This is a genomic window from Streptomyces sp. bgisy130, assembly GCF_057708345.1.
The window spans coordinates 246,092-263,206 of sequence record NZ_JBYISA010000008.1 but is presented as its reverse complement, the minus strand read 5'-3'; the positions used below and the strand labels follow the sequence as shown (position 1 = coordinate 263,206).

The following is a 17,115-nucleotide window of genomic DNA, read 5'->3' as shown; positions in this document are numbered from 1 at the left end:
GGGGCGTGAGGAAGTTGAGGGACATGCATCTCAAGGGGGGCACCGGACATGAGTGAACAGTTCGTCGGTGCGGGCTGGGCCTTCCCGCTGCGTACCGACGCGGGCGGCGGGATCGCACTGGCCCGCCGGGAGCGGGAGATCGAGGAGTCCATCCGGCTCGTCCTCGCCACCGCGCCCGGCGAGCGGCCGATGCGGCCGGAATTCGGCTGTGCCGTGCACGACATGGTCTTCGCGCCGGTCAACGAGGCGACGGCCGGCCGCATCCGCTACGAGGTGCGGTACTCGCTCGACCGCTGGGAGCCGCGCATCGAGGTCCAGGACGTCGAGGTGACCCCGGCGCCCGACGAGCCGTCCGTGCTGTTCATCGATGTGCGCTACAGCGTGCGCGGCACCAACAACCCGCGCAGCCTCGTCTTCCCCTTCTACGTGATCCCGTCCACGGAATCACCGTCCACCGAAAGCGAAGCCTGATGGCCCTGCCCGCACCCCATCTCGACGACCGCCGCTTTCAGCAGTTCGTCGACGACGCCAAGCGCTATATCCAGCAGCGCTGCCCCGAGTGGACCGACCACAATGTCTCGGACCCGGGCGTGACCCTCATCGAGGCCGTCGCGCACATGGCCGACCAGATCGTCTACCGGCTCAACCGGGTGCCGGAGAAGAACCATCTGGCCTTTCTCGACCTGCTGGGCGTCACCCTCTTCCCGCCCTCCGCCGCCCGCGCCGATGTCACCTTCTGGCTCTCCGCCCCGCAGCCCGAGCCGGTCGTGCTGCCCGCGGGCACGGAGGTGGCCACCGGCCGGACCGAGACCGAGGAGGCGGTGGTCTTCGCCACCGAGGACGATCTGACCGTCGTGCCCTGCGAACTGGCCGCCGTACTGCGGCAGGAGGTGGGGACCACCCCCGAGGACTGCGGCCAGGACATCTTCGGCGGCAACGATGTGTCCGTCTTCTCGGCGGCCCCGCAGCCGGGCGACACCCTCCTGTTCGGGCTGTCGGCGGCGGTGCCGCGCTGCGCGGCCGTATTGCAGCTGGACAGCCGGGTGGACGGGGTCGGCGTCGACCCGCGTCAGCCGCCGCTGCTCTGGGAGGCATGGACCGCCGACGGATGGGCGGAGTGCGAGGTCGCGGAGGACTCCACCGGCGGCCTCAACCGGCCCGGCGAGGTCGTCCTGCTCATCCCGGCCGGGCACACCGGCTCACGCGTCGGCCGGACGGATGCCGCCTGGCTGCGCTGCCGGGTCGTCGAAGCCGCGCCCGGCCAGCCGTTCTACAGCGCCTCACCGACCGTACGGTCCGCCTCCGCGTTCACCATCGGGGGCACGACGGCGGTGGCGCACGCCGTCGTGGTCAAGGACGAGCTGCTCGGGGAGTCCGCGGGCGTGCCCGGCCAGCGGATGCGCCTGGTCCACGCGCCCGTCGTCGCCGACCGCCCGCCGCTGCGGCTGGAGGTCTCGGACGGCGACGGCTGGCAGGAGTGGCAGGTCGTCTCCGACTTCGCGGCCTCCGGTCCGCACGACCGGCACATCACGCTGGAGGAGGCCACCGGTGAGATCGCCTTCGGCCCTTCGGTGCGCGAACCGGACGGCTCCATAAGGCAGTTCGGGGCCGTACCGGCCAAGGGTTCGGTGATCCGGGTCCCGTCCTACCGCACCGGCGGCGGCCGGACGGGCAATGTGGCGCGCGGTGCGATCCAGGCGCTGCGCAGCTCCATCCCGTACGTGGCGCGGGTGGAGAACCGGGAGGCGGCGCGCGGCGGGGTCGACGGCGAGACGGTGCAGGAGGCGAAGGTCCGCGCGCCGATCACGCTGCGCGCGCAGGAACGGGCCGTGACGGCCCGCGACTACGAGGAACTGGCCCGGCGCGCGGCCCCCGAGGCCGCCCGGATCGCCTGTCTCGCGGTCGATCCGGCCGAGCCCGCGACGGCCGCCGCGAGCGCGCAGGGCCCCGAGGCCGGGCGGACCGGCCGGACCGGCGAGAACGCGGTCCGGGTCCTGGTCGTCCCGCAGGCCGTCCCCGACCGCGGCGGCCGGCTCCGCTTCGAGCAGCTGGTGCCGGGGAAGGAACTCCTGGGCCGCGTCACCCAGTTCCTCGACGAGCGCCGCCCGGTGGGCACCCGCCTCGCGGTCGGCCCGCCCTTCTACCAAGGCGTCACGGTCGTCGCCACGCTGCACTCCTTCCGGGCGGCGCGGGCCGACCGCGTACGGGCCGAGGCCCTGGACGCGCTCTACGCCTACCTCGACCCGCTGACCGGCGGCGCCCACGGCGACGGCTGGCCCTTCGGCCGCCCGCTGCGCTCCGGGGAGATCTTCGCGGCGCTCCAGCGCGTACCGGGTGTGGAACTCGTCGACGAGGTCCTGCTGCACCCCGCCGACCCGCTCACCGGCCGCCGCGGCGACGCCACCGACCGCATCGAACTCGCCCGCTCCGCGCTCCTGTTCCCCTTCGACCACCGCGTCCGCGTGATCGAGGCCCGATGAGGGGCACCACGGCGGGGATGACGTCCCCGCATCCACTGGGCGGGCAACTCCCCGCCGTCTACGCCGACGACGACTTCGCCCAGCGCTTCGTCGAGGGCCTCGATGTCGTCCTCGCCCCCCTCTTCAACGTCCTGGACTGTCTGGAGAGCTACTTCACGCCCGCGCTCGCCCCCGAGGACTTCGTCGACTGGCTGACCACCTGGGTCGGCACCGAACTCGACGGGACGGAGCCGCTGGCCACCCGCCGCCGCGCGGTGGCCACGGCCGTCTCGCTGCACCGGGTACGCGGCACCCGGCGCGGCCTGTCGGACGCCGTCCAGCTGGCGTTCGGAGTACGCCCGGAGATCATCGAGAGCGGCGGCGCGACCTGGTCCGCGCGGCCCCTCGGTGCCTTCCCGGGCTCGCCGCACCCCGGCCTGCGGGTGACCCTGCGGGTCCGCGACCCCGCCGCCGTCGACCCGCACCGTCTGCACGCCGTCGTCGCAGCGGCCTGTCCCGCACACCTCCCCTTCGCGGCCGAGGTGACCCACCTGCCCACCCCTGAAGGAACCTGACCATGCCCAGCGACCACACCACCTGCCCCGACTGCGGCTCCCCCGCACCCCAGACGGACCAGTCCTTCTGCGACTCCTGCGGAGCCTTCCTGCGCTGGGACCGGCCGGCGTCCACGGCGGACGGGCGTCCGGCCGCCGCGGCCCCTCCGGCGCCCGGAACCCCCGCCCCGAACGTCCCGGCCCCCGCCGACCGCGCGGGCACCCCGGCCCCCACCGGCCGGCCCGCCGGCACCACGCCTCCCACGACACCCCCCGCTGCCACTCCCGCGCCCGCGCCCGCCACCGGGCACACCGGCGGCACCGGCCCGGCCGCCGCCCCGAAGCCGGACGCCAACGGCGAACCGACCACCCCACTCCCGTCCTCCGCCCCGCACCAAGAAGACACGGGCCGGCCCCGGTCCGGCGGGGACGGCCAAGCCGGTCAGACGGGCCAGGCCGGCCAGGACAGCGGGGAGAGCCGGCCCGGCCCGGCCGCCCCCCGCCCGGCCGGCGAACAAGGCGTCTCCGAAACCGGAATCCGCGCCCTCCTCGTCCCCGTACCGGGCACCTCCGCCACTCCGCCCCCCGAGGCGCCCGGCAGCGTGCTGCCGGGCCGTCCGGACGCGCCCCGGCCCCGGGTCCGTACGCCGGAGGCGGCTCCCCAGCCCGAGAACGGCGCACCGTGCCGGAGCTGCGGAGTGCTCAACGCGCCGGGCCGGCACTTCTGCCGGAGCTGCGCCCTCCCCCTCGTCGAGACCACCCGCGAGACCGCCGACGGCCCGTACGCCGGGCAGCGGCCGCGCCTGGACCGCGGCCGCGCCAAGTGGATCGCCCGGGCGGTGGTGGCGGCGGTGATCGCGGGCGTCGTGGTCGGCGGGATCATCGGCGGGCCGCCGGCCGCGCAGGCCGTGCAGGACCGCTTCGCCAAGCGCGTCCCGGTGCCCGCCACCACCTGGAAGGCCTCGCACTCCGGCCCCGGCCACGACGCGAAGCTCGCGTTCGACGGCTACTCCAACACCTGGTGGGGCACCGGCTATGCGGGCAACTCGGGCGGCCAGTACGTGGAGGCCGCCTTCGGCCAGCCCACCGATCTGCTCAACATCCTGATCACCCCCGGCGCCTCCGCACGCACCCCGCAGGCCGCGGACCCGGCCCGTCCGCATGAGTTCGACCTGATCGTGACCGACTCCGCGGGCAAGCGGCACCTCTCACACGCCCGGATCAATGACGGCGGGGTGCAGAAAATCGATGTGGCGGTACGGAACGCGACGACCGTACGGCTGGTGCTGCGCTCCGCATACGGCACCGCGGGCGACAAGCAAGTAGCCATCGCCGCACTGGAGTTCTTCGGCCGTTCGATGAACAGCTGACGGGGACGGGCCTGCGGGCCTGAGCTGCTGCGGGGGAGGTGTGCTCGGCGCCCCCGCAGCAGCCGTCCGGGCGAGCGGGTGAAGCCCCGCCCGGACGCGGCGAAGGGCCTGCACAATGCGGCCGGGCCCCCGCCGGACCGGCCCCGGCACCGCTCAGGCCGACTCGTATGTGCGGGCGGTGGGCGTCGTCCGCTCGTTCTGCACCGTGTCGGACACGGTGAGCGGATGCGGTGCGGGGCGCCGGCCGGGTCTGCGGTGCGGTGGGACCTGCCGGCGGACATCGTCGATGCCCCGGCGCAGGGTGGAGCGGAGCCACCTTCCCAGGGGGCGTTCGACGAGGCGGTGGATCAGCCAGGCGAGGGCCACCATGAGCGCGGTCACCGAGGCCACCAGGGCCGGGGCGGGGACGCGTCCCCGGAAGTGATGGATGAGGGTCATGCCGATATTGAGGTGGATGAGGTAGAGGGGGTAGGTGAGCGCTCCCGCGGTGGTGAGCCACCTTCCCTGGATCCGGTCGCAGGCGCCGAGCGCGAGCGCGCCGATGAGGGCGAAGGCGGCCAGGATGACGAGGCGGGCCGGCCAGGTGGGCAGGGCGTCCGCGGCGGCCGCGCCGAGGTTGACGGCCAGGCGGTCGTCGATATAGCGCTGGGCGAGCAGCAGTTGCAGGATCACGAGCGCCCACAGGACCGCGTTGGGCCGGTGGCGGCACATGAGGGAGAAGGCGATGCCCGCGATGAAGAACGGTGCGTACTGCGGCATCGCGAACTCGGTGATCAAGGGGGTCTTCAGGACCGGCGCGAGGGCCGCGGCCGCGGTCCACACCCCGCACAGGATCAGGCAGTTGCGATAGGTGACGCCGAACAGCATGACCACCGCCGTGATCAGGTAGAACTTGAGCTCCACGAAGAGCGTCCAGTACACCGGGTCGACGTCGGGGGTGCCGTCCCCGCCCTGAAGCATGGTCAGGTTGGTGATCACGGTGTCCCAGCCGCGCGGCGAAGCGACCTCCGGCCAGGTCTTCACGACCACCACGGTGAGCAGGATGCCGGCCCAATAGGCGGGGAACAGCCGCGCGAGCCGGGAGGCAGCGAACTCCCCCACCGTGCGGCCCCACACGCTCCGGCAGATGACGAAGCCACTGATCAGGAAGAAGACCTCCACCCCGAGCCACCCGTACTGGGCCACCTGGTGTGCGGTGGGGAAGATGGTGTCCGTGGCCTGGCCCCACGGCCGGGCGAGGGCGGCGTAGTGGTAGAAGACCACCATCAGCGCGGCCAGCAGCCGCAGCCCGTCGAGTGCGGCAAGCCGGTGCCCCGAGCGGCGCTCGGCCATCGTGCAACCCCCCAAGCGCTCGGGTCAGGAACGCTCCGTGTCGGAAGTGGCTCGCAGGCTGCAAGGAACCCGTGAGTGCGTCGTACACCCGTGGTACCACCCGCAGCTGTGCAGCGGCCCTTGCGGCTCGCGATGGACTCAGTCGGGATCACGAGCGGACCTCTGCCGCACGGTCCACACACGGCCCTGTGCCGTATCAGAGGTCCAGGACGAGGCGCGGGGTCAGCGCGCGGGAGACACAGGCGTACATCCGGCCCGCACGGGCGCCGATGTCGTCGCGGTGCTCGGGTTCGCCGTCGAGGACGGTGAGTTCACAGCTTCCGCAGACGCCTTCGCGGCATCCCGACGGGAGCGGGTGCCCGGCGTGTGCCAGGGCGTCGAGCAGTGTCTCGTCGGCCGGCACCCGGACCGTACGGGCCGACCGCGCGCACACCGCCTCGAACTCCGTTGTGGGGCCGAACGTCCTGGCCGCCGGGCGGAACCGTTCCGCGCGCAGCCGTTCGGCCGGAAACGCGGCCTCCGCCGCCGCGAGCATCGAGGCGGGGCCGCAGCAGTAGACCAGCGCGCCGGGGGCCAACCCCGCTGCCAGGGCCGCGAGGTCCGGCCGGCCCTGCTTCTCGGTGGCGACGATCCGGACCCGCTCGCCGTACGAGGCCCGCAGTTCCCCGGCGAACGGCATGGTCGCGGCCGACCGCCCCACGTACACGAGGGAGGCGGGGACGCCCGCCCCGGCCGCCGCGCGCAGCATCGGCAGGACGGCGGTGATACCGATACCGCCCGCGAGGAAGAGGTAGGCGGGCGCGGGGACGAGCGGGAAGTGGTTGCGCGGGAGGGACACCTCAAGGGGGCGGCCCCGGCGCAGGAACCGGTGGACATACTCCGAGCCGCCCCGGCTGAGGCGTTCGTGGCGTACGGCGACGCGGTAGGACTCCCGGTCGGCCGGGTCGCCGCACAGCGAGTACTGCCGGGTGAGCCAGTTCGGCAGCGCCAGGTCGATATGGGCTCCGGGCTCCCAGGGCGCCAGTGGGCCCGTAGTGGCGCGCAGGAGGAGGGCGACGGTGTCTTCGGCGACCGGGTCGATGCGGTCGACGACGGTTTGTTGCATGGCACGTCCTATGGGAAGTCCTGTTGCAGGCCGGGTGGTCGGGGCAGACCGGGGGGGCGGGGCACACCGGGTGGTGCGGGCAGGCCGATCGCCGGGGTCAGTAGAGCTTGCGGTAGGCCTCTGCGAGGGCGTCGTCGATGACGGCCGGGGCGAGGTCGAGACCGGCCTGAGCCGTGACCATCTCGCCGGGCGACGGGAGCTCGTCGGCGAGGGCCTGGCTCGCGGGGTCCCAGAGGCGGGAGCGGAGGAGCGCGCGCCCGCAGTGGAAGTACACCTCGGCGACGTCCACGACGAGGGCGAGCTCCGGCTCGCGCGCCTCGGTCCGCATCCGGGCGAGCACATCGGGCTCGTCGGTGGGGTAGGCGCTGCCGTTGACGCGGAGCATCTCGGGCAGTCCGGGGATCAGGAAGACCAGCCCGATCCCGTCGTTCTCGGCGAGGTTGCGGAAGGAGTCGGCGATCTTGTTGCCGGGCCGGTCGGGGATGGCGAGCGTGTGCGCGTCCAGGACCTTCACGAACCCCGGATAGTCGCCGCGGGGCGAGCAGTCGGCGCGGCCCGCCGCGTCCGCCGTGGCCATCGTCAGGAAGGGGGAGTGGGCGATGAAGCGGTGGAAGTGCTCGTCTATACGGTCGAGGATCTTGGCTTTGATCATCTCCTCGGGCTCGCCGAGCCGGGCACGGACATCGGCGGGCGAGACCCGCCGGGGGCGTGCGCTGGTCTGTGTCACGGGGGCTCCTTTCCGGATCGCAAGGACGGACAGACGACCGCGCAGCGGAGCACGACGTACCGCTTCGCCGCAGGTCATGTCACTATTGTGAGCAATTGCTCAGGTCTTGCGCTACTCGCATTCGCAGCGCTGTCAAGGAGGTGCCATGACGTCCGGACGAGGCGGACTCCGGCCACGTAAAGAGCCCCGTCAGGCCCGTGCCGAGCTCACCCGGCAGCGGATTCTCGCGGCCGCTGCTCACGTTTTCGCGGAGTACGGCTACGCCGCCGGGACCACCAACCGGATCGCCGAGCAGGCACGGATCTCCATCGGCTCGCTGTACCAGTACTACCCGAACAAGGACGCCATCCTGATGGAGCTGCTGACCCGGCATCTGGACGCGGGAATGGCCGCCACCGCGGGCCAACCGGACAAGGGGCCGCTCCGCCCCCTCGAAGACGTCATCCGTGGCTATGTGCGTCTCTCGATCGCGAACCACCTGGACGACCCGCAGCTCCTCCGCGTCATGATCGAACAGGCGCCGCGTTCCCAGGAGTTGCTGGCAAAGATGTCCCAGTACCAGCAGGCGCGGACCGCCTATGTCCGCAAGCTGATCGAGAACCATCCGGAGAGCCGGGTCGACGACCTGTACGTCGCCACCCGGCTCGTCGTCTCCACGGTCGAACTGCTCGTCCACCAACTCATCGCGGCGCCCGACCCGCTGGACCCCGCCCGCCTGGAGAACGAGCTGGTCACCATGGTCACCCGCTACCTCACGGGCGGACCGCGGGGGCAGGGAACCGCAGCCTCGTAGGCGCGTGAAAAGGGAGCCGCTCCCCTCGTGATCGAGGAGAGCGGCCCGGTCCGGCTCAGCCCGGCCTGCGGACAGCGGTCCGGTGCCGGGAGTTGTGGTCAGGAGCAGGGCTTGTAGAAGTGCTTCCAGCCGTCGCCGGGCATCGACGGCGGCTCCGGCGTGGTCCCGAACTCGCCGTACTTCACCTGGAGTTCGTAGTGATAGCTCCCCGGACCGCTGCCCGGCTTCGTCAGGCGCACATCCCGGTCCAGCCCCCCGTCACCGGAGTTGTTGAGGATCGCAAGGTCCGGGTACACGTCGCCCCCGTAGTTGGCGATCCGCAGCTGCTGCGCCTCACCGTGGTCACCGATGTCGGAGTGCCGGGCCTTGGCGGAGCCCAGATTCGACCGCTTGAGCGGCCCGGGGCGGTATTCCGCGAGGCGCGCCGTCGAGGGGTCGTCCCCGTCGGCCGGCGTGACGAGGTTGACGACCATGTCCAGTTTGCCGTCCCGCTGGAAGTCGGCGACCGCGGCGGTCGCGACCTCCCCCTTCTTCGCGCCGAGAAGGGCGCTGACGGCGTGCTTGGTACCGAACGAACCGTTCGCGGTCCCCCACTGGACCGTCATCCTGGTACCGGTGAGGCCGGGGTTGCTGATCTTGTCCCGGTGACCGTCGCCGTCGAGGTCGCCGAGCAGCGTGGTGGCATCGGCCAGGCACGGGGCCGTCGCCGCGGCTCCCTTGCCGGACGGTGCCGCGTCGGCCGCCTGGGCCGGGAAACCGGCGATGGTCAGGGGCAGGGCGACAGCCGCGACCGGCACGGCGATCAGACGTAAGCGCTTGTGCAGCATCTTCAGCTCCTCATGTCGTTCGTTGCTGCGAGGTGAGATGCCGTCAGCTCCCGGCACGTTGATGCCCGGATCGCTGTATTACACAACCGTGACGTGTGAACGGGACGTCGCCGCCCGGACGAGCCCCGCGACGGCCCGGGACCGGCTGTGCGGGGGCCAGGCGATCACCGTCGTGACCGGCGGCGCGTCCAGCACCGGCACGGCGGCGAGACCCTCGCGCAGTTGGGTCCGGCACGACTCCGGTGCGATCCAGCACGTGCGGCCGAGCGCGATCAGCTGGAACAGCTGCGCATGATCCCGGGCCTGCGGACCGGGGCCGTCCGGGTAGGTACCGTCGCGGCCGGGCCAGCGCGGCAGCGGCAGGTCGGGCAGCCCGGTGACGTCGGCCGTCCGCACATGGGCCCGGCCGGCGAGGGGATGCCCGGCCGGCAGAATCACCACCTGCCGCTCCGTGCAGAGCTCTTCGGTGTCGAAGCCGGCCACCGCGTCGAACGGCAGATGCAGCAGAGCCACATCGGCCCGGCCGTCGCGCAGCATCCGTTCCTGTTCGCCGATGCCGCACAGGAGCAGATCGACGGTGACCGCATCGGGTTCGGCGGCGTAGACGGCGAGCAGTTCCGCCAGCAGTTCGCTGGACGCGCCGGCCTTCGTGGCAAGGACCACGCCGGGCCGGCCGGTCGCGGCGAGCGCAGCGCGGCGGGTGCGGCGTTCGGCGGCCTCGACCGCGTCGAGCGCCGCCCGGGCCTCCCGCAGGAGCACCGCCCCGGCCTCCGTCAGGGTGACCGCGCGGCTGGTGCGCTCCAGCAGCGCCGCTCCGAGCCGCCGTTCGAGCTGCTGGATCGCCCGCGACAGCGGGGGCTGCGCGATCCCGAGCCGCTGCGCCGCCCGCCCGAAGTGCAGCTCCTCGGCGACGGCGACGAAGTACTGCAACTCCCTTGTCTCCACGCCGACATGCTACTGCTCCCACCTGGATCGATACCCGCGCGGTATCGCTGCCCACCCAATCGGTGTTGGCCCGCTCCCGCCAGGCCCGGACAGGATCGCCGTATGAGCGAACAGACCATCGCGCTGGTGACTGGCGCGAACAAGGGCATTGGGTACGAGATCGCGGCCGGACTGGGCACCCTGGGCTGGCGGGTCGGGGTCGGCGCCCGGGACCAGGAGCGGCGCGAGACCGCCGTGGCGAAGCTGCGGGCGGCCGGTGTCGACGCCTTCGGCGTACCGCTCGACGTGACCGACGACGCGAGCGTGGCCGACGCCGCCCGGCTGATCGAGGACAGCGCCGGACGACTCGACGTGCTGATCAACAACGCCGGCATCACCGGCAATCCGGCGCAGCTGCCCACCACGGTCGATGTGACGACGGTGCGGGCCGCCGTGGAGACCAACGTGATCGGCGTCATCCGCGTGACCAACGCGATGCTGCCGTTGCTGCGCCGCTCGTCCTCGCCACGGATCGTGAACATGTCCAGCGGCGTCGGCTCCCTCACCCGGCAGACCACTCCCGGCACCGACACGGGCCCGATCGCCGTCGCGTACCCGCCGTCGAAGACCTTCCTCAACGCCGTCACCGTCCAGTACGCCAAGGAGCTCAGCGACACCAACATCCTGATCAACGCCGCCTGCCCCGGCTACTGCGCCACCGACCTCAACGGCTTCCGCGGCTTCCGCACCCCGGAACAGGGCGCGGCGACCGCGCTCCGACTCGCGACCCTGCCCGACGACGGCCCGACCGGCAGCTTCTTCGACGACGAGGGCGAGGTGCCGTGGTGACCCGCATGGTCGGTGCATGACCTCAACGCAGCATCGATCGCCAGGGCTTGCGCAAGCTCATGCGGCCAGCGGCGTGGTGGTGCCTGCCGGGCCAACCGGCAGGCACCACCACGTGGGTACCCCGCTCCGCACCGTCCCGGCGCCTCGCCCGCCGGTCTCCTCTTGTGAGACATCAGCGAATTCCCGCTCGCGTACTTCACCTTGCTCAGCGCTGATAGGCGGCGATCGCGGTCCGGACGAACGACCGGATCAGTGGATTCGTGTCGTCGCCCTCGTTCCATGCCACGACCACGCGGCTCGGCGGCATATCGATGAGCGGCACCACCGTGAGCCCCGCGGCCGGCTCGTGGTGCAGGAGGGTCATGCCAACCGTGCCGTTCCAGAGAACGGCCTGCTGGCATTCCTGGACGGCACGCACCACCGGGCCCTCACGAGGTTCCCCGCCGTGCCAGTACGCCTGCCAGAGCGGATCGGTGCCCTCCGGAAACCGGAACCAGCGGCGATCGGCCAGGTCGCTCGGCGTCAGACTGCCGCGGCGGGCCAGCGGATCGTCGGCGCGCAGCAGTGCTCCCACCGGGTCGGCGCGCAGCGCGTGCACGGTCAGCCCGGTCTCGTCAAAGGGGCCGCGGGTCAGGGCGACATCGACCAGTCCGGCGTGCAGCCCGCAGGTGGGATCGGTCAGGTCGGCCTCGCGGATGCGGACCTCCACCCTCGGGTGCAGCCGGTGGAAGGCGCCGGCCAGCCGGGATGCGCCCGGGTCGGCGCTGTCGCCCAGCATGCCGACGGTGAGGGTCGCGGCGCCGGCCGCCGCGGCCACGCGTTCGCGTACCCGGTCGGCCTGGTCGAGCAGCGAGCGCGCCTCTTCGAGCAGCACCGCCCCCACCGGAGTCAGCGTGACACCGGCGGACGACCGGTCGAACAGCGCGGCGCCGGCCTCGGTCTCCAGCTGCTTGATCGCCCGGCTCAGCGGCGGCTGGCTCATGTGCAGCCGGGCGGCGGCCCGGCCGAAGTGGAGTTCCTCGGCCACCGCGACGAAGTAACGCAGTGTGCGTAGCTCCATGCTGCGACGATACCCGCTCGGTATCGAGGTCACGGAACAGGTCTTGGACCGTCGCCTCGCCCCGGCAGTGGAATGGGCGCATGACTGACGAACCGAAGACCCTTGAGCCGATGCCCGACCCCGCCGTATCGGTGGTCGGTCCGAGCGACGGCGAGATACTCCTCCTGGGCACCACGCGCATGCGGGTCCTGGAAGACGGCAGCAACACCGGGCACCGCCTCGGCCTCGCCGAGTCCGTCCTCGCGCCGCATACGCCCGGACCGCCCCAGCACCGCCATGCCCAGCACGACGAGGGTTTCTACATCATCTCCGGCACCGTGCGGTTCACCGTGGGCGAGAAGGACTACGACGCGACCGCGGGCACGCTCGTGATGGTCCCACCCGGAGCCCCGCACACCTTCGCCAACACGACCGACCATCCGGCCGTCATGCTGAGCACCTTCACACCGGACCTGTACGTGCAGTACTTCCGGGACCTGGAGGAGACGTTCGCCGGCGGCCGGGCGCTGACCCCCGAGGCGAGTATCCAGGTGATGAGCCGTTACGCCACCGAGCCCGCCGCCGACTTCGCCTAGGAAGTCTTCGTCGCGTCGGCGTGCGGCGCGGAGTTGGCGCGGCCGGCGGCGCGGCGGCCTCCGGCCCCCAGCAGGATGCTCGCGAGCAGGGCGAGCGGCCAGGGCGTGGTGATGAGGATGACGGCGTCCACCACGCACCAGATCCCCAGCGTCCACGCGAGGAACGGCGGTGGAGTGATGCCGCGGCGGTCCAGCCACAGGACGATCAGGCCGACCACGATGAGCGGCGGGCCGAAGCTCTCCAGAGACAGCCAGAGCGCGCTGTTGGCCGGGCTCATATCGGAGAAGCCTTCGTGCCACAGAGCCCCGCTGAACCACTCCCCCGCGTAGCGTGCCGCTCCCTCCACCGTTAAGGCGGAGACCGTGTGCGCGGCTCCGAGGAACACCAGGAGCCAAGCGCCCCATTTGATCATCTGAATCCTCCGGTCTGTGATGGATGTGAGGTCGCGCGGATGTGAAGTGGCGCTGATGTGGAGTCGCGCGGATGTGGCGTCGCGCGACCTCACGCGGTTGTCGTTCGGCCGTGGTTGGGGTGGTCAAGCCGGGCCGGCGGTATCTCCGCCCGCGGCGCCTCCGCCGTGCCGCCGCGGGCGGCCGTGGTCGAGCCAGGCACGTTCCCATCGGCGGGTCAGTGCCGGGTAGACGATGAGGTACCGGAACGGTGCGATGACGGCCATGTAGAGCCGCCCGAACCGTCCGTTGGCCTTGACCAGGGCCGCCATGCGCAGTGCGTATCCGCCGTCGCCGGTCGGCACCCAGCCCAGGTGCATGACGGTGTGGACGGTTTTGTTGGCCAGTTCGCGGGCCGCCTCGTTGTCGAGCTGGTACACCTCGGTGAACGGGTCGGTGCAGGGGGCGGCGTCGATCGCGGTCCGGGCGAGGTCGCGCGGCAGGCGGTCGCACAGCGAGACGACCCGCCCACCCAGGCCCGCCCGTGGGGTGTCCCAGCCGAGCAGGGCGCCGAGCTTCCAGCGCACCGCGAACAGGAAGCGGACCGCGGCGGGATCCTTCCGGGTGTCGTACGCCGTCTTCAGCGCTTCGGCCATCACGGGGAAGTCGTCGGGCCCCGCGTCGGGCGCGCGGAAGGACCACACGTCCTCGACCCGGAAGTCCTGCGTGAACTCATGGATCCGCCACGGCCGTGCGGTGTGGGCGGCTTTCGGGATGCGCATCGGTCATTCCTTCCGAGCCGGTGAGCCCTGCCGGTTGGGCCGGGACCCGCCGGCGCGCCGTAGACACGGACGGGCCCGAGTTACGGAACCATTGGTTTCGATACTCACAGTTCCGTATGATGCACCCATGTCCGTTCGAGAGCAAGCTCGCAACCAGGGGGGCCGCCCCCGAGACAGCCGCGTCGACGACGCCATCGCCTCCGCCGTCCGAGAGCTGCTGTCCGAAGTGGGATACACCCGACTCACGATGGCCGAGGTGGCCGCGCGGGCCGGCGTGGGCAAGGCGGCGATCTACCGGCGCCACGCCACCAAACAAGAGATGATCTTTGACGTGCTGCTGCCGGATCAGTTCCTGGCCGTGGCACCCGACTCCGGATCGCTCCGCGCCGACCTGGCCGCCGTGCTCGCCGAGATCGCGGACAGCCTGACCCTTCCGCCGCAGGGAACGGTCCCCGGCCTGCTGGCCGATGTCCACGCCGACCCCGCACTACGCGACCGGTTCGAAGAGAGGTACCTGGGAGCCCAGCGCCGGACCCTCACGGAAATCCTGGACCGCGCGACCGCACGCGGCGAACTCCCCACCCGCCCCGACCCGGCCACCCTCAACGCCCTGCTGGTCGGCCCCGTCTTCGCCTGGCTGTTCCTGCTGTCCGAATCCCCCGGCCAACTCCCCGACCTGACCGACACACTTCTCGACGCGGCACTCGCCCTCATCGGCCCGCTCCAGGCCGTCGAAGACGAGCGGTAGGGGCGGGCCGGGGCACGGGGGCCGAAGGCACCACCAGAGCCCCAAAGGCCCGCCGCTGCGCTGGGTTCTGCTGATCGAACATTGGCGGCATGATGCGAACATGACTTTAACGACGGCATTCACGGAGTTGCTCGGTGTGCGGCACCCGATCGCGCTGGCGCCGATGGGCGGGTCGGCCGGTGGGGCACTGGCCGCAGCAGTTTCCCGCGGTGGCGGATTCGGGATTCTCGGTAGCGCCTACGGGGATCCGGAGTGGCTGGCACGCGAGGTGCCGATCGTCTCCCGTACCGAAGGACCCTGGGGTATCGGATTCCTGACCTGGGGAATCGATCTCGCCGCCGTGGAGCTGGCGTTGAGCTATGGCCCCACCGCCGTGATGCTGTCCTTCGGTGATCCGAGCCCGTACACGGAGCATGTCCGCCGGGCCGGGGCTCTGCTGATCCTCCAGGTCACTGACCTGGAGGAGGCCAAACAGGCCGTGGACCTGGGCGCCGATGTGATCGTGGCTCAGGGAATCGAGAGCGGCGGGCACGGATCCGTGCGCGGCCGGTCCACCTTGCCGTTCGTGCCCGCGGTGGTGGATCTCGTAGGTCCGGTGCCGGTGCTGGCGGCGGGCGGGATCGCCGATGGGCGCGGGGTGGCCGCGGCTCTCGCACTGGGCGCCGCCGGAGCACTCATCGGCACCCGCTTCCAGGCCACCACCGAGTCCCTGGTCACCCCCTCGATCAGCCAGGCCATTGTCGACGGGCGGGGCCAGGACACCGAGCGCAGCACCGTGCTGGACATCGCGCGCGGCTCACGGTGGCCGTCGAAATACCCCGCTCGCACACTCGGCCACCCGTACCTCGACCGCTGGCGCGGCCGGGAGACCGAGCTCGCCGCGGACCCTGAGGCCCGCCAGGCGTACGAAGACGACGTGGCCCGCGGCGCCGTGCCGCCGCTGCCGGTCTGGGCGGGCGAGGCCGTCGACCTCATCGACGACCGGCCCTCGGCAGAAGACCTGGTCACCGCCATGGCCGCCCAGGCACAGGTCGCCCTGACCCGAGCAGTAGGCAACTGACCCGAACCGTAGACACCGTTCCTGCGGCCTGCCGTCATCGGAGAGACCGGTGTCGTGGAGTCGGCTGCGTGGGACGGCCCCACCAGGTCCCGTGCCCGGGTGCATCATGGAACTGAACGCCCGAGGGGACCAACGCAACAGAGCGGACGGGTACGTGACACACATTCTGGTCATCGGTGGCGGGATCGCCGGTACGGCAACCGCGCTGGCCCTGCACAAGGCGGGATTGGACGTCACCGTGCATGAGGCGCACCCCGACACGGCCGAGGACATAGGGGCGTTCCTGACCCTGGCGAGCAACGGGATGCGCGCACTGGCACAGCTCGATGCCTCGGATGTGGTCACCGCGCTCGGCTTCCCGCTGCGCTCGATGCGCGTGCTCGACGACCAGGGTGGTGAGGTAGCCCATGTGCCGCTGGGCGAGGCCGAGGACGCGCTTCTGCGCTACCGGTGCCTGCGCCGGGGCGAGTTGAGCGCCGCGCTTCAGGCCGAGGTCGTGCGTCGGGGAATCCGGCTGTCGCACGGTGCGCGGCTGGTGTCCGTCGAGAACGGTCCGGACGGGGTGAGCGCGCGGTTCGCCGACGGCGGCGTCGCGACCGGCGATCTGCTCGTCGGCGCGGACGGCCTGAGCTCGGCCGTCCGGCGCTCGATAGCGCCCGGCGTGGAACCCGTCTACGCCGGGCAGAGCGTCTTCTACGGCTACACGCGCAGCGCCCCGGTGACAGAGGACACCGGCCACATCACCATGGTGCGGGGCAGCTCCGCCGCCTTCGGCTACGCCGTTTCGCCGGACGGGGAGACGTACTGGTTCGCCCGCGTCGGCGGAGACGCCGTCCCCGCCGACCAACTCGCCCGCCCCACACCCTCCCGCTGGCGGGAACAACTCGTCGCGACGCTGAGCAAGGACGCCACCCCCGCCGCGGACATCGTCGCGGCCGCCACCGACGACCTCATGGCCACCAACGCCACCGAGATCCCGCCCGGCACCCCCTGGCGTTCGGGACGGGCCCTGATCATCGGTGATGCGGCACATGCGGCCTCACCGGCGACCGGGCAAGGGGCCTCGATGGCGCTGGAGGACGCGGTCATCCTCGCCAAGTCCCTACGGGACACCCCCGATCCGGACAGTGCCCTCGCCCTCTACGAAACGTGCCGCCGCCCCCGCGTGGAGCACAACATCACCACCAGCGGAGAAATCTCCCGCGGCACCCGCCCCCCTTCCCGCCCCGCCGGCGGACCGCCCCCGCAACGCCCCGGCGACGACACTCTCGCCGCCCAGTTGGACTGGCACCGCGATATGAACGCCGCCACCGGCAACGCGGACTGAGCAGCGGGTCCACCAGCCCATCACCCGGCTCCGGCACGAGAAACCCGGGCGGCCGCGCTGCCGGGGCCCTGTTTTCGACGCCCGTTCCTGGTTGTTCCCCATTGGCCAAGGTTGCGTCGGGAACGGAATGTGCGCGGGTTCGAGGCCGACACCGGATGGGGACAGGACTGGGGCGGGCGAGGAGTGGGAGCGCGGCGAGCGGTGCGCGGATGCACCCGGGGTGACGGTCCAAA

At 72.0% G+C, this 17,115-nt stretch carries 18 protein-coding genes; 10 read left to right on the top strand and 8 right to left on the bottom strand.

Annotated features, from left to right (window positions below; translation table 11 throughout):
- Positions 1 to 48: 48 nt before the first annotated feature.
- Genes AC3EUV_RS14340 through AC3EUV_RS14325 form a run of 4 tightly spaced genes read left to right on the top strand, consistent with a single transcriptional unit; the run spans position 49 to position 4,383 of the window.
- Positions 49 to 471 (top strand): GPW/gp25 family protein, encoded by a 423-nt coding sequence (locus tag AC3EUV_RS14340; RefSeq protein WP_406474257.1) that lies wholly within the window; start codon positions 49 to 51, stop codon positions 469 to 471.
- Entirely contained in the window at positions 471 to 2,480 is a 2,010-nt protein-coding gene (locus AC3EUV_RS14335) for a putative baseplate assembly protein (protein ID WP_432141917.1), read from the top strand. The genes AC3EUV_RS14340 and AC3EUV_RS14335 overlap by 1 nt, the downstream gene beginning before the upstream one ends.
- Positions 2,477 to 3,034, top strand: coding sequence for a phage tail protein (locus AC3EUV_RS14330; RefSeq protein WP_387246084.1), 558 nt, complete (start codon positions 2,477 to 2,479; stop codon positions 3,032 to 3,034). The genes AC3EUV_RS14335 and AC3EUV_RS14330 overlap by 4 nt, the downstream gene beginning before the upstream one ends.
- Positions 3,035 to 3,036: 2 nt before the next feature.
- The gene (locus AC3EUV_RS14325) at positions 3,037 to 4,383 is read left to right on the top strand and encodes an NADase-type glycan-binding domain-containing protein (RefSeq protein WP_435603051.1); all 1,347 of its coding nucleotides are present in this window, start codon (positions 3,037 to 3,039) and stop codon (positions 4,381 to 4,383) included.
- A 153-nt stretch (positions 4,384 to 4,536) separates the two neighbouring features.
- Here AC3EUV_RS14325 and AC3EUV_RS14320 read toward each other — a convergent pair whose 3' ends face one another.
- The 3 genes from AC3EUV_RS14320 to AC3EUV_RS14310 form a co-directional block, all read right to left on the bottom strand.
- Positions 4,537 to 5,715, bottom strand: coding sequence for an acyltransferase family protein (locus AC3EUV_RS14320; protein WP_435603050.1), 1,179 nt, complete (start codon positions 5,713 to 5,715; stop codon positions 4,537 to 4,539).
- A gap of 196 nt (positions 5,716 to 5,911) precedes the next feature.
- Positions 5,912 to 6,820: a PDR/VanB family oxidoreductase gene (locus tag AC3EUV_RS14315; protein ID WP_435603049.1), complete on the bottom strand. Its 909-nt coding sequence runs from the start codon at positions 6,818 to 6,820 to the stop codon at positions 5,912 to 5,914.
- Between the two features lie 97 nt (positions 6,821 to 6,917).
- Positions 6,918 to 7,547 carry an MSMEG_1061 family FMN-dependent PPOX-type flavoprotein gene (locus tag AC3EUV_RS14310; RefSeq protein WP_432141912.1) on the bottom strand — a complete coding sequence of 210 codons (630 nt, stop codon included), beginning with the start codon at positions 7,545 to 7,547 and terminating at the stop codon, positions 6,918 to 6,920.
- Between the two features lie 145 nt (positions 7,548 to 7,692).
- Here AC3EUV_RS14310 and AC3EUV_RS14305 point away from each other — a divergent pair, with 145 nt between their 5' ends.
- The gene (locus AC3EUV_RS14305; RefSeq protein WP_432141911.1) at positions 7,693 to 8,340 is read left to right on the top strand and encodes a TetR/AcrR family transcriptional regulator; all 648 of its coding nucleotides are present in this window, start codon (positions 7,693 to 7,695) and stop codon (positions 8,338 to 8,340) included.
- A 98-nt stretch (positions 8,341 to 8,438) separates the two neighbouring features.
- Here the strand turns inward: AC3EUV_RS14305 and AC3EUV_RS14300 are convergent, their stop codons facing one another.
- Positions 8,439 to 9,167, bottom strand: coding sequence for an FG-GAP repeat domain-containing protein (locus tag AC3EUV_RS14300; protein WP_435603048.1), 729 nt, complete (start codon positions 9,165 to 9,167; stop codon positions 8,439 to 8,441).
- Positions 9,168 to 9,245: 78 nt separating this feature from the next.
- The gene (locus tag AC3EUV_RS14295) at positions 9,246 to 10,112 is read right to left on the bottom strand and encodes a LysR family transcriptional regulator (protein ID WP_435603047.1); all 867 of its coding nucleotides are present in this window, start codon (positions 10,110 to 10,112) and stop codon (positions 9,246 to 9,248) included.
- A 102-nt stretch (positions 10,113 to 10,214) separates the two neighbouring features.
- Between AC3EUV_RS14295 and AC3EUV_RS14290 the strand changes: the two genes are divergently transcribed.
- On the top strand, positions 10,215 to 10,940 hold the full coding sequence (locus AC3EUV_RS14290) for an SDR family oxidoreductase (RefSeq protein WP_435603046.1): 726 nt from the start codon (positions 10,215 to 10,217) through the stop codon (positions 10,938 to 10,940).
- Positions 10,941 to 11,145: 205 nt separating this feature from the next.
- On the opposite strand, the gene AC3EUV_RS14285 is transcribed toward AC3EUV_RS14290, so the two are convergent.
- Positions 11,146 to 12,000 (bottom strand): LysR family transcriptional regulator, encoded by an 855-nt coding sequence (locus AC3EUV_RS14285; protein WP_432141907.1) that lies wholly within the window; start codon positions 11,998 to 12,000, stop codon positions 11,146 to 11,148.
- Positions 12,001 to 12,080: 80 nt separating this feature from the next.
- Here AC3EUV_RS14285 and AC3EUV_RS14280 point away from each other — a divergent pair, with 80 nt between their 5' ends.
- The gene (locus tag AC3EUV_RS14280) at positions 12,081 to 12,575 is read left to right on the top strand and encodes a cupin domain-containing protein (RefSeq protein ID WP_432141906.1); all 495 of its coding nucleotides are present in this window, start codon (positions 12,081 to 12,083) and stop codon (positions 12,573 to 12,575) included.
- Here the strand turns inward: AC3EUV_RS14280 and AC3EUV_RS14275 are convergent.
- Both AC3EUV_RS14275 and AC3EUV_RS14270 read right to left on the bottom strand, forming a co-directional pair.
- On the bottom strand, positions 12,572 to 12,988 hold the full coding sequence (locus tag AC3EUV_RS14275; protein WP_435603045.1) for a DUF6463 family protein: 417 nt from the start codon (positions 12,986 to 12,988) through the stop codon (positions 12,572 to 12,574). The two genes, AC3EUV_RS14280 and AC3EUV_RS14275, sit on opposite strands and share 4 nt — an antisense overlap.
- Positions 12,989 to 13,111: 123 nt before the next feature.
- Entirely contained in the window at positions 13,112 to 13,747 is a 636-nt protein-coding gene (locus AC3EUV_RS14270) for a DUF2867 domain-containing protein (protein ID WP_435603044.1), read from the bottom strand.
- A 127-nt stretch (positions 13,748 to 13,874) separates the two neighbouring features.
- Between AC3EUV_RS14270 and AC3EUV_RS14265 the strand changes: the two genes are divergently transcribed.
- From AC3EUV_RS14265 to AC3EUV_RS14255, 3 genes are all read left to right on the top strand, one after another.
- A complete protein-coding gene (locus AC3EUV_RS14265; RefSeq protein WP_435603043.1) occupies positions 13,875 to 14,495 on the top strand; it encodes a TetR/AcrR family transcriptional regulator in 621 nt (206 codons plus the stop codon).
- A gap of 100 nt (positions 14,496 to 14,595) precedes the next feature.
- Entirely contained in the window at positions 14,596 to 15,555 is a 960-nt protein-coding gene (locus tag AC3EUV_RS14260; RefSeq protein WP_435603041.1) for an NAD(P)H-dependent flavin oxidoreductase, read from the top strand.
- Positions 15,556 to 15,709: 154 nt separating this feature from the next.
- Positions 15,710 to 16,882: an FAD-dependent oxidoreductase gene (locus AC3EUV_RS14255; RefSeq protein ID WP_432141901.1), complete on the top strand. Its 1,173-nt coding sequence runs from the start codon at positions 15,710 to 15,712 to the stop codon at positions 16,880 to 16,882.
- Positions 16,883 to 17,115: the final 233 nt, after the last annotated feature.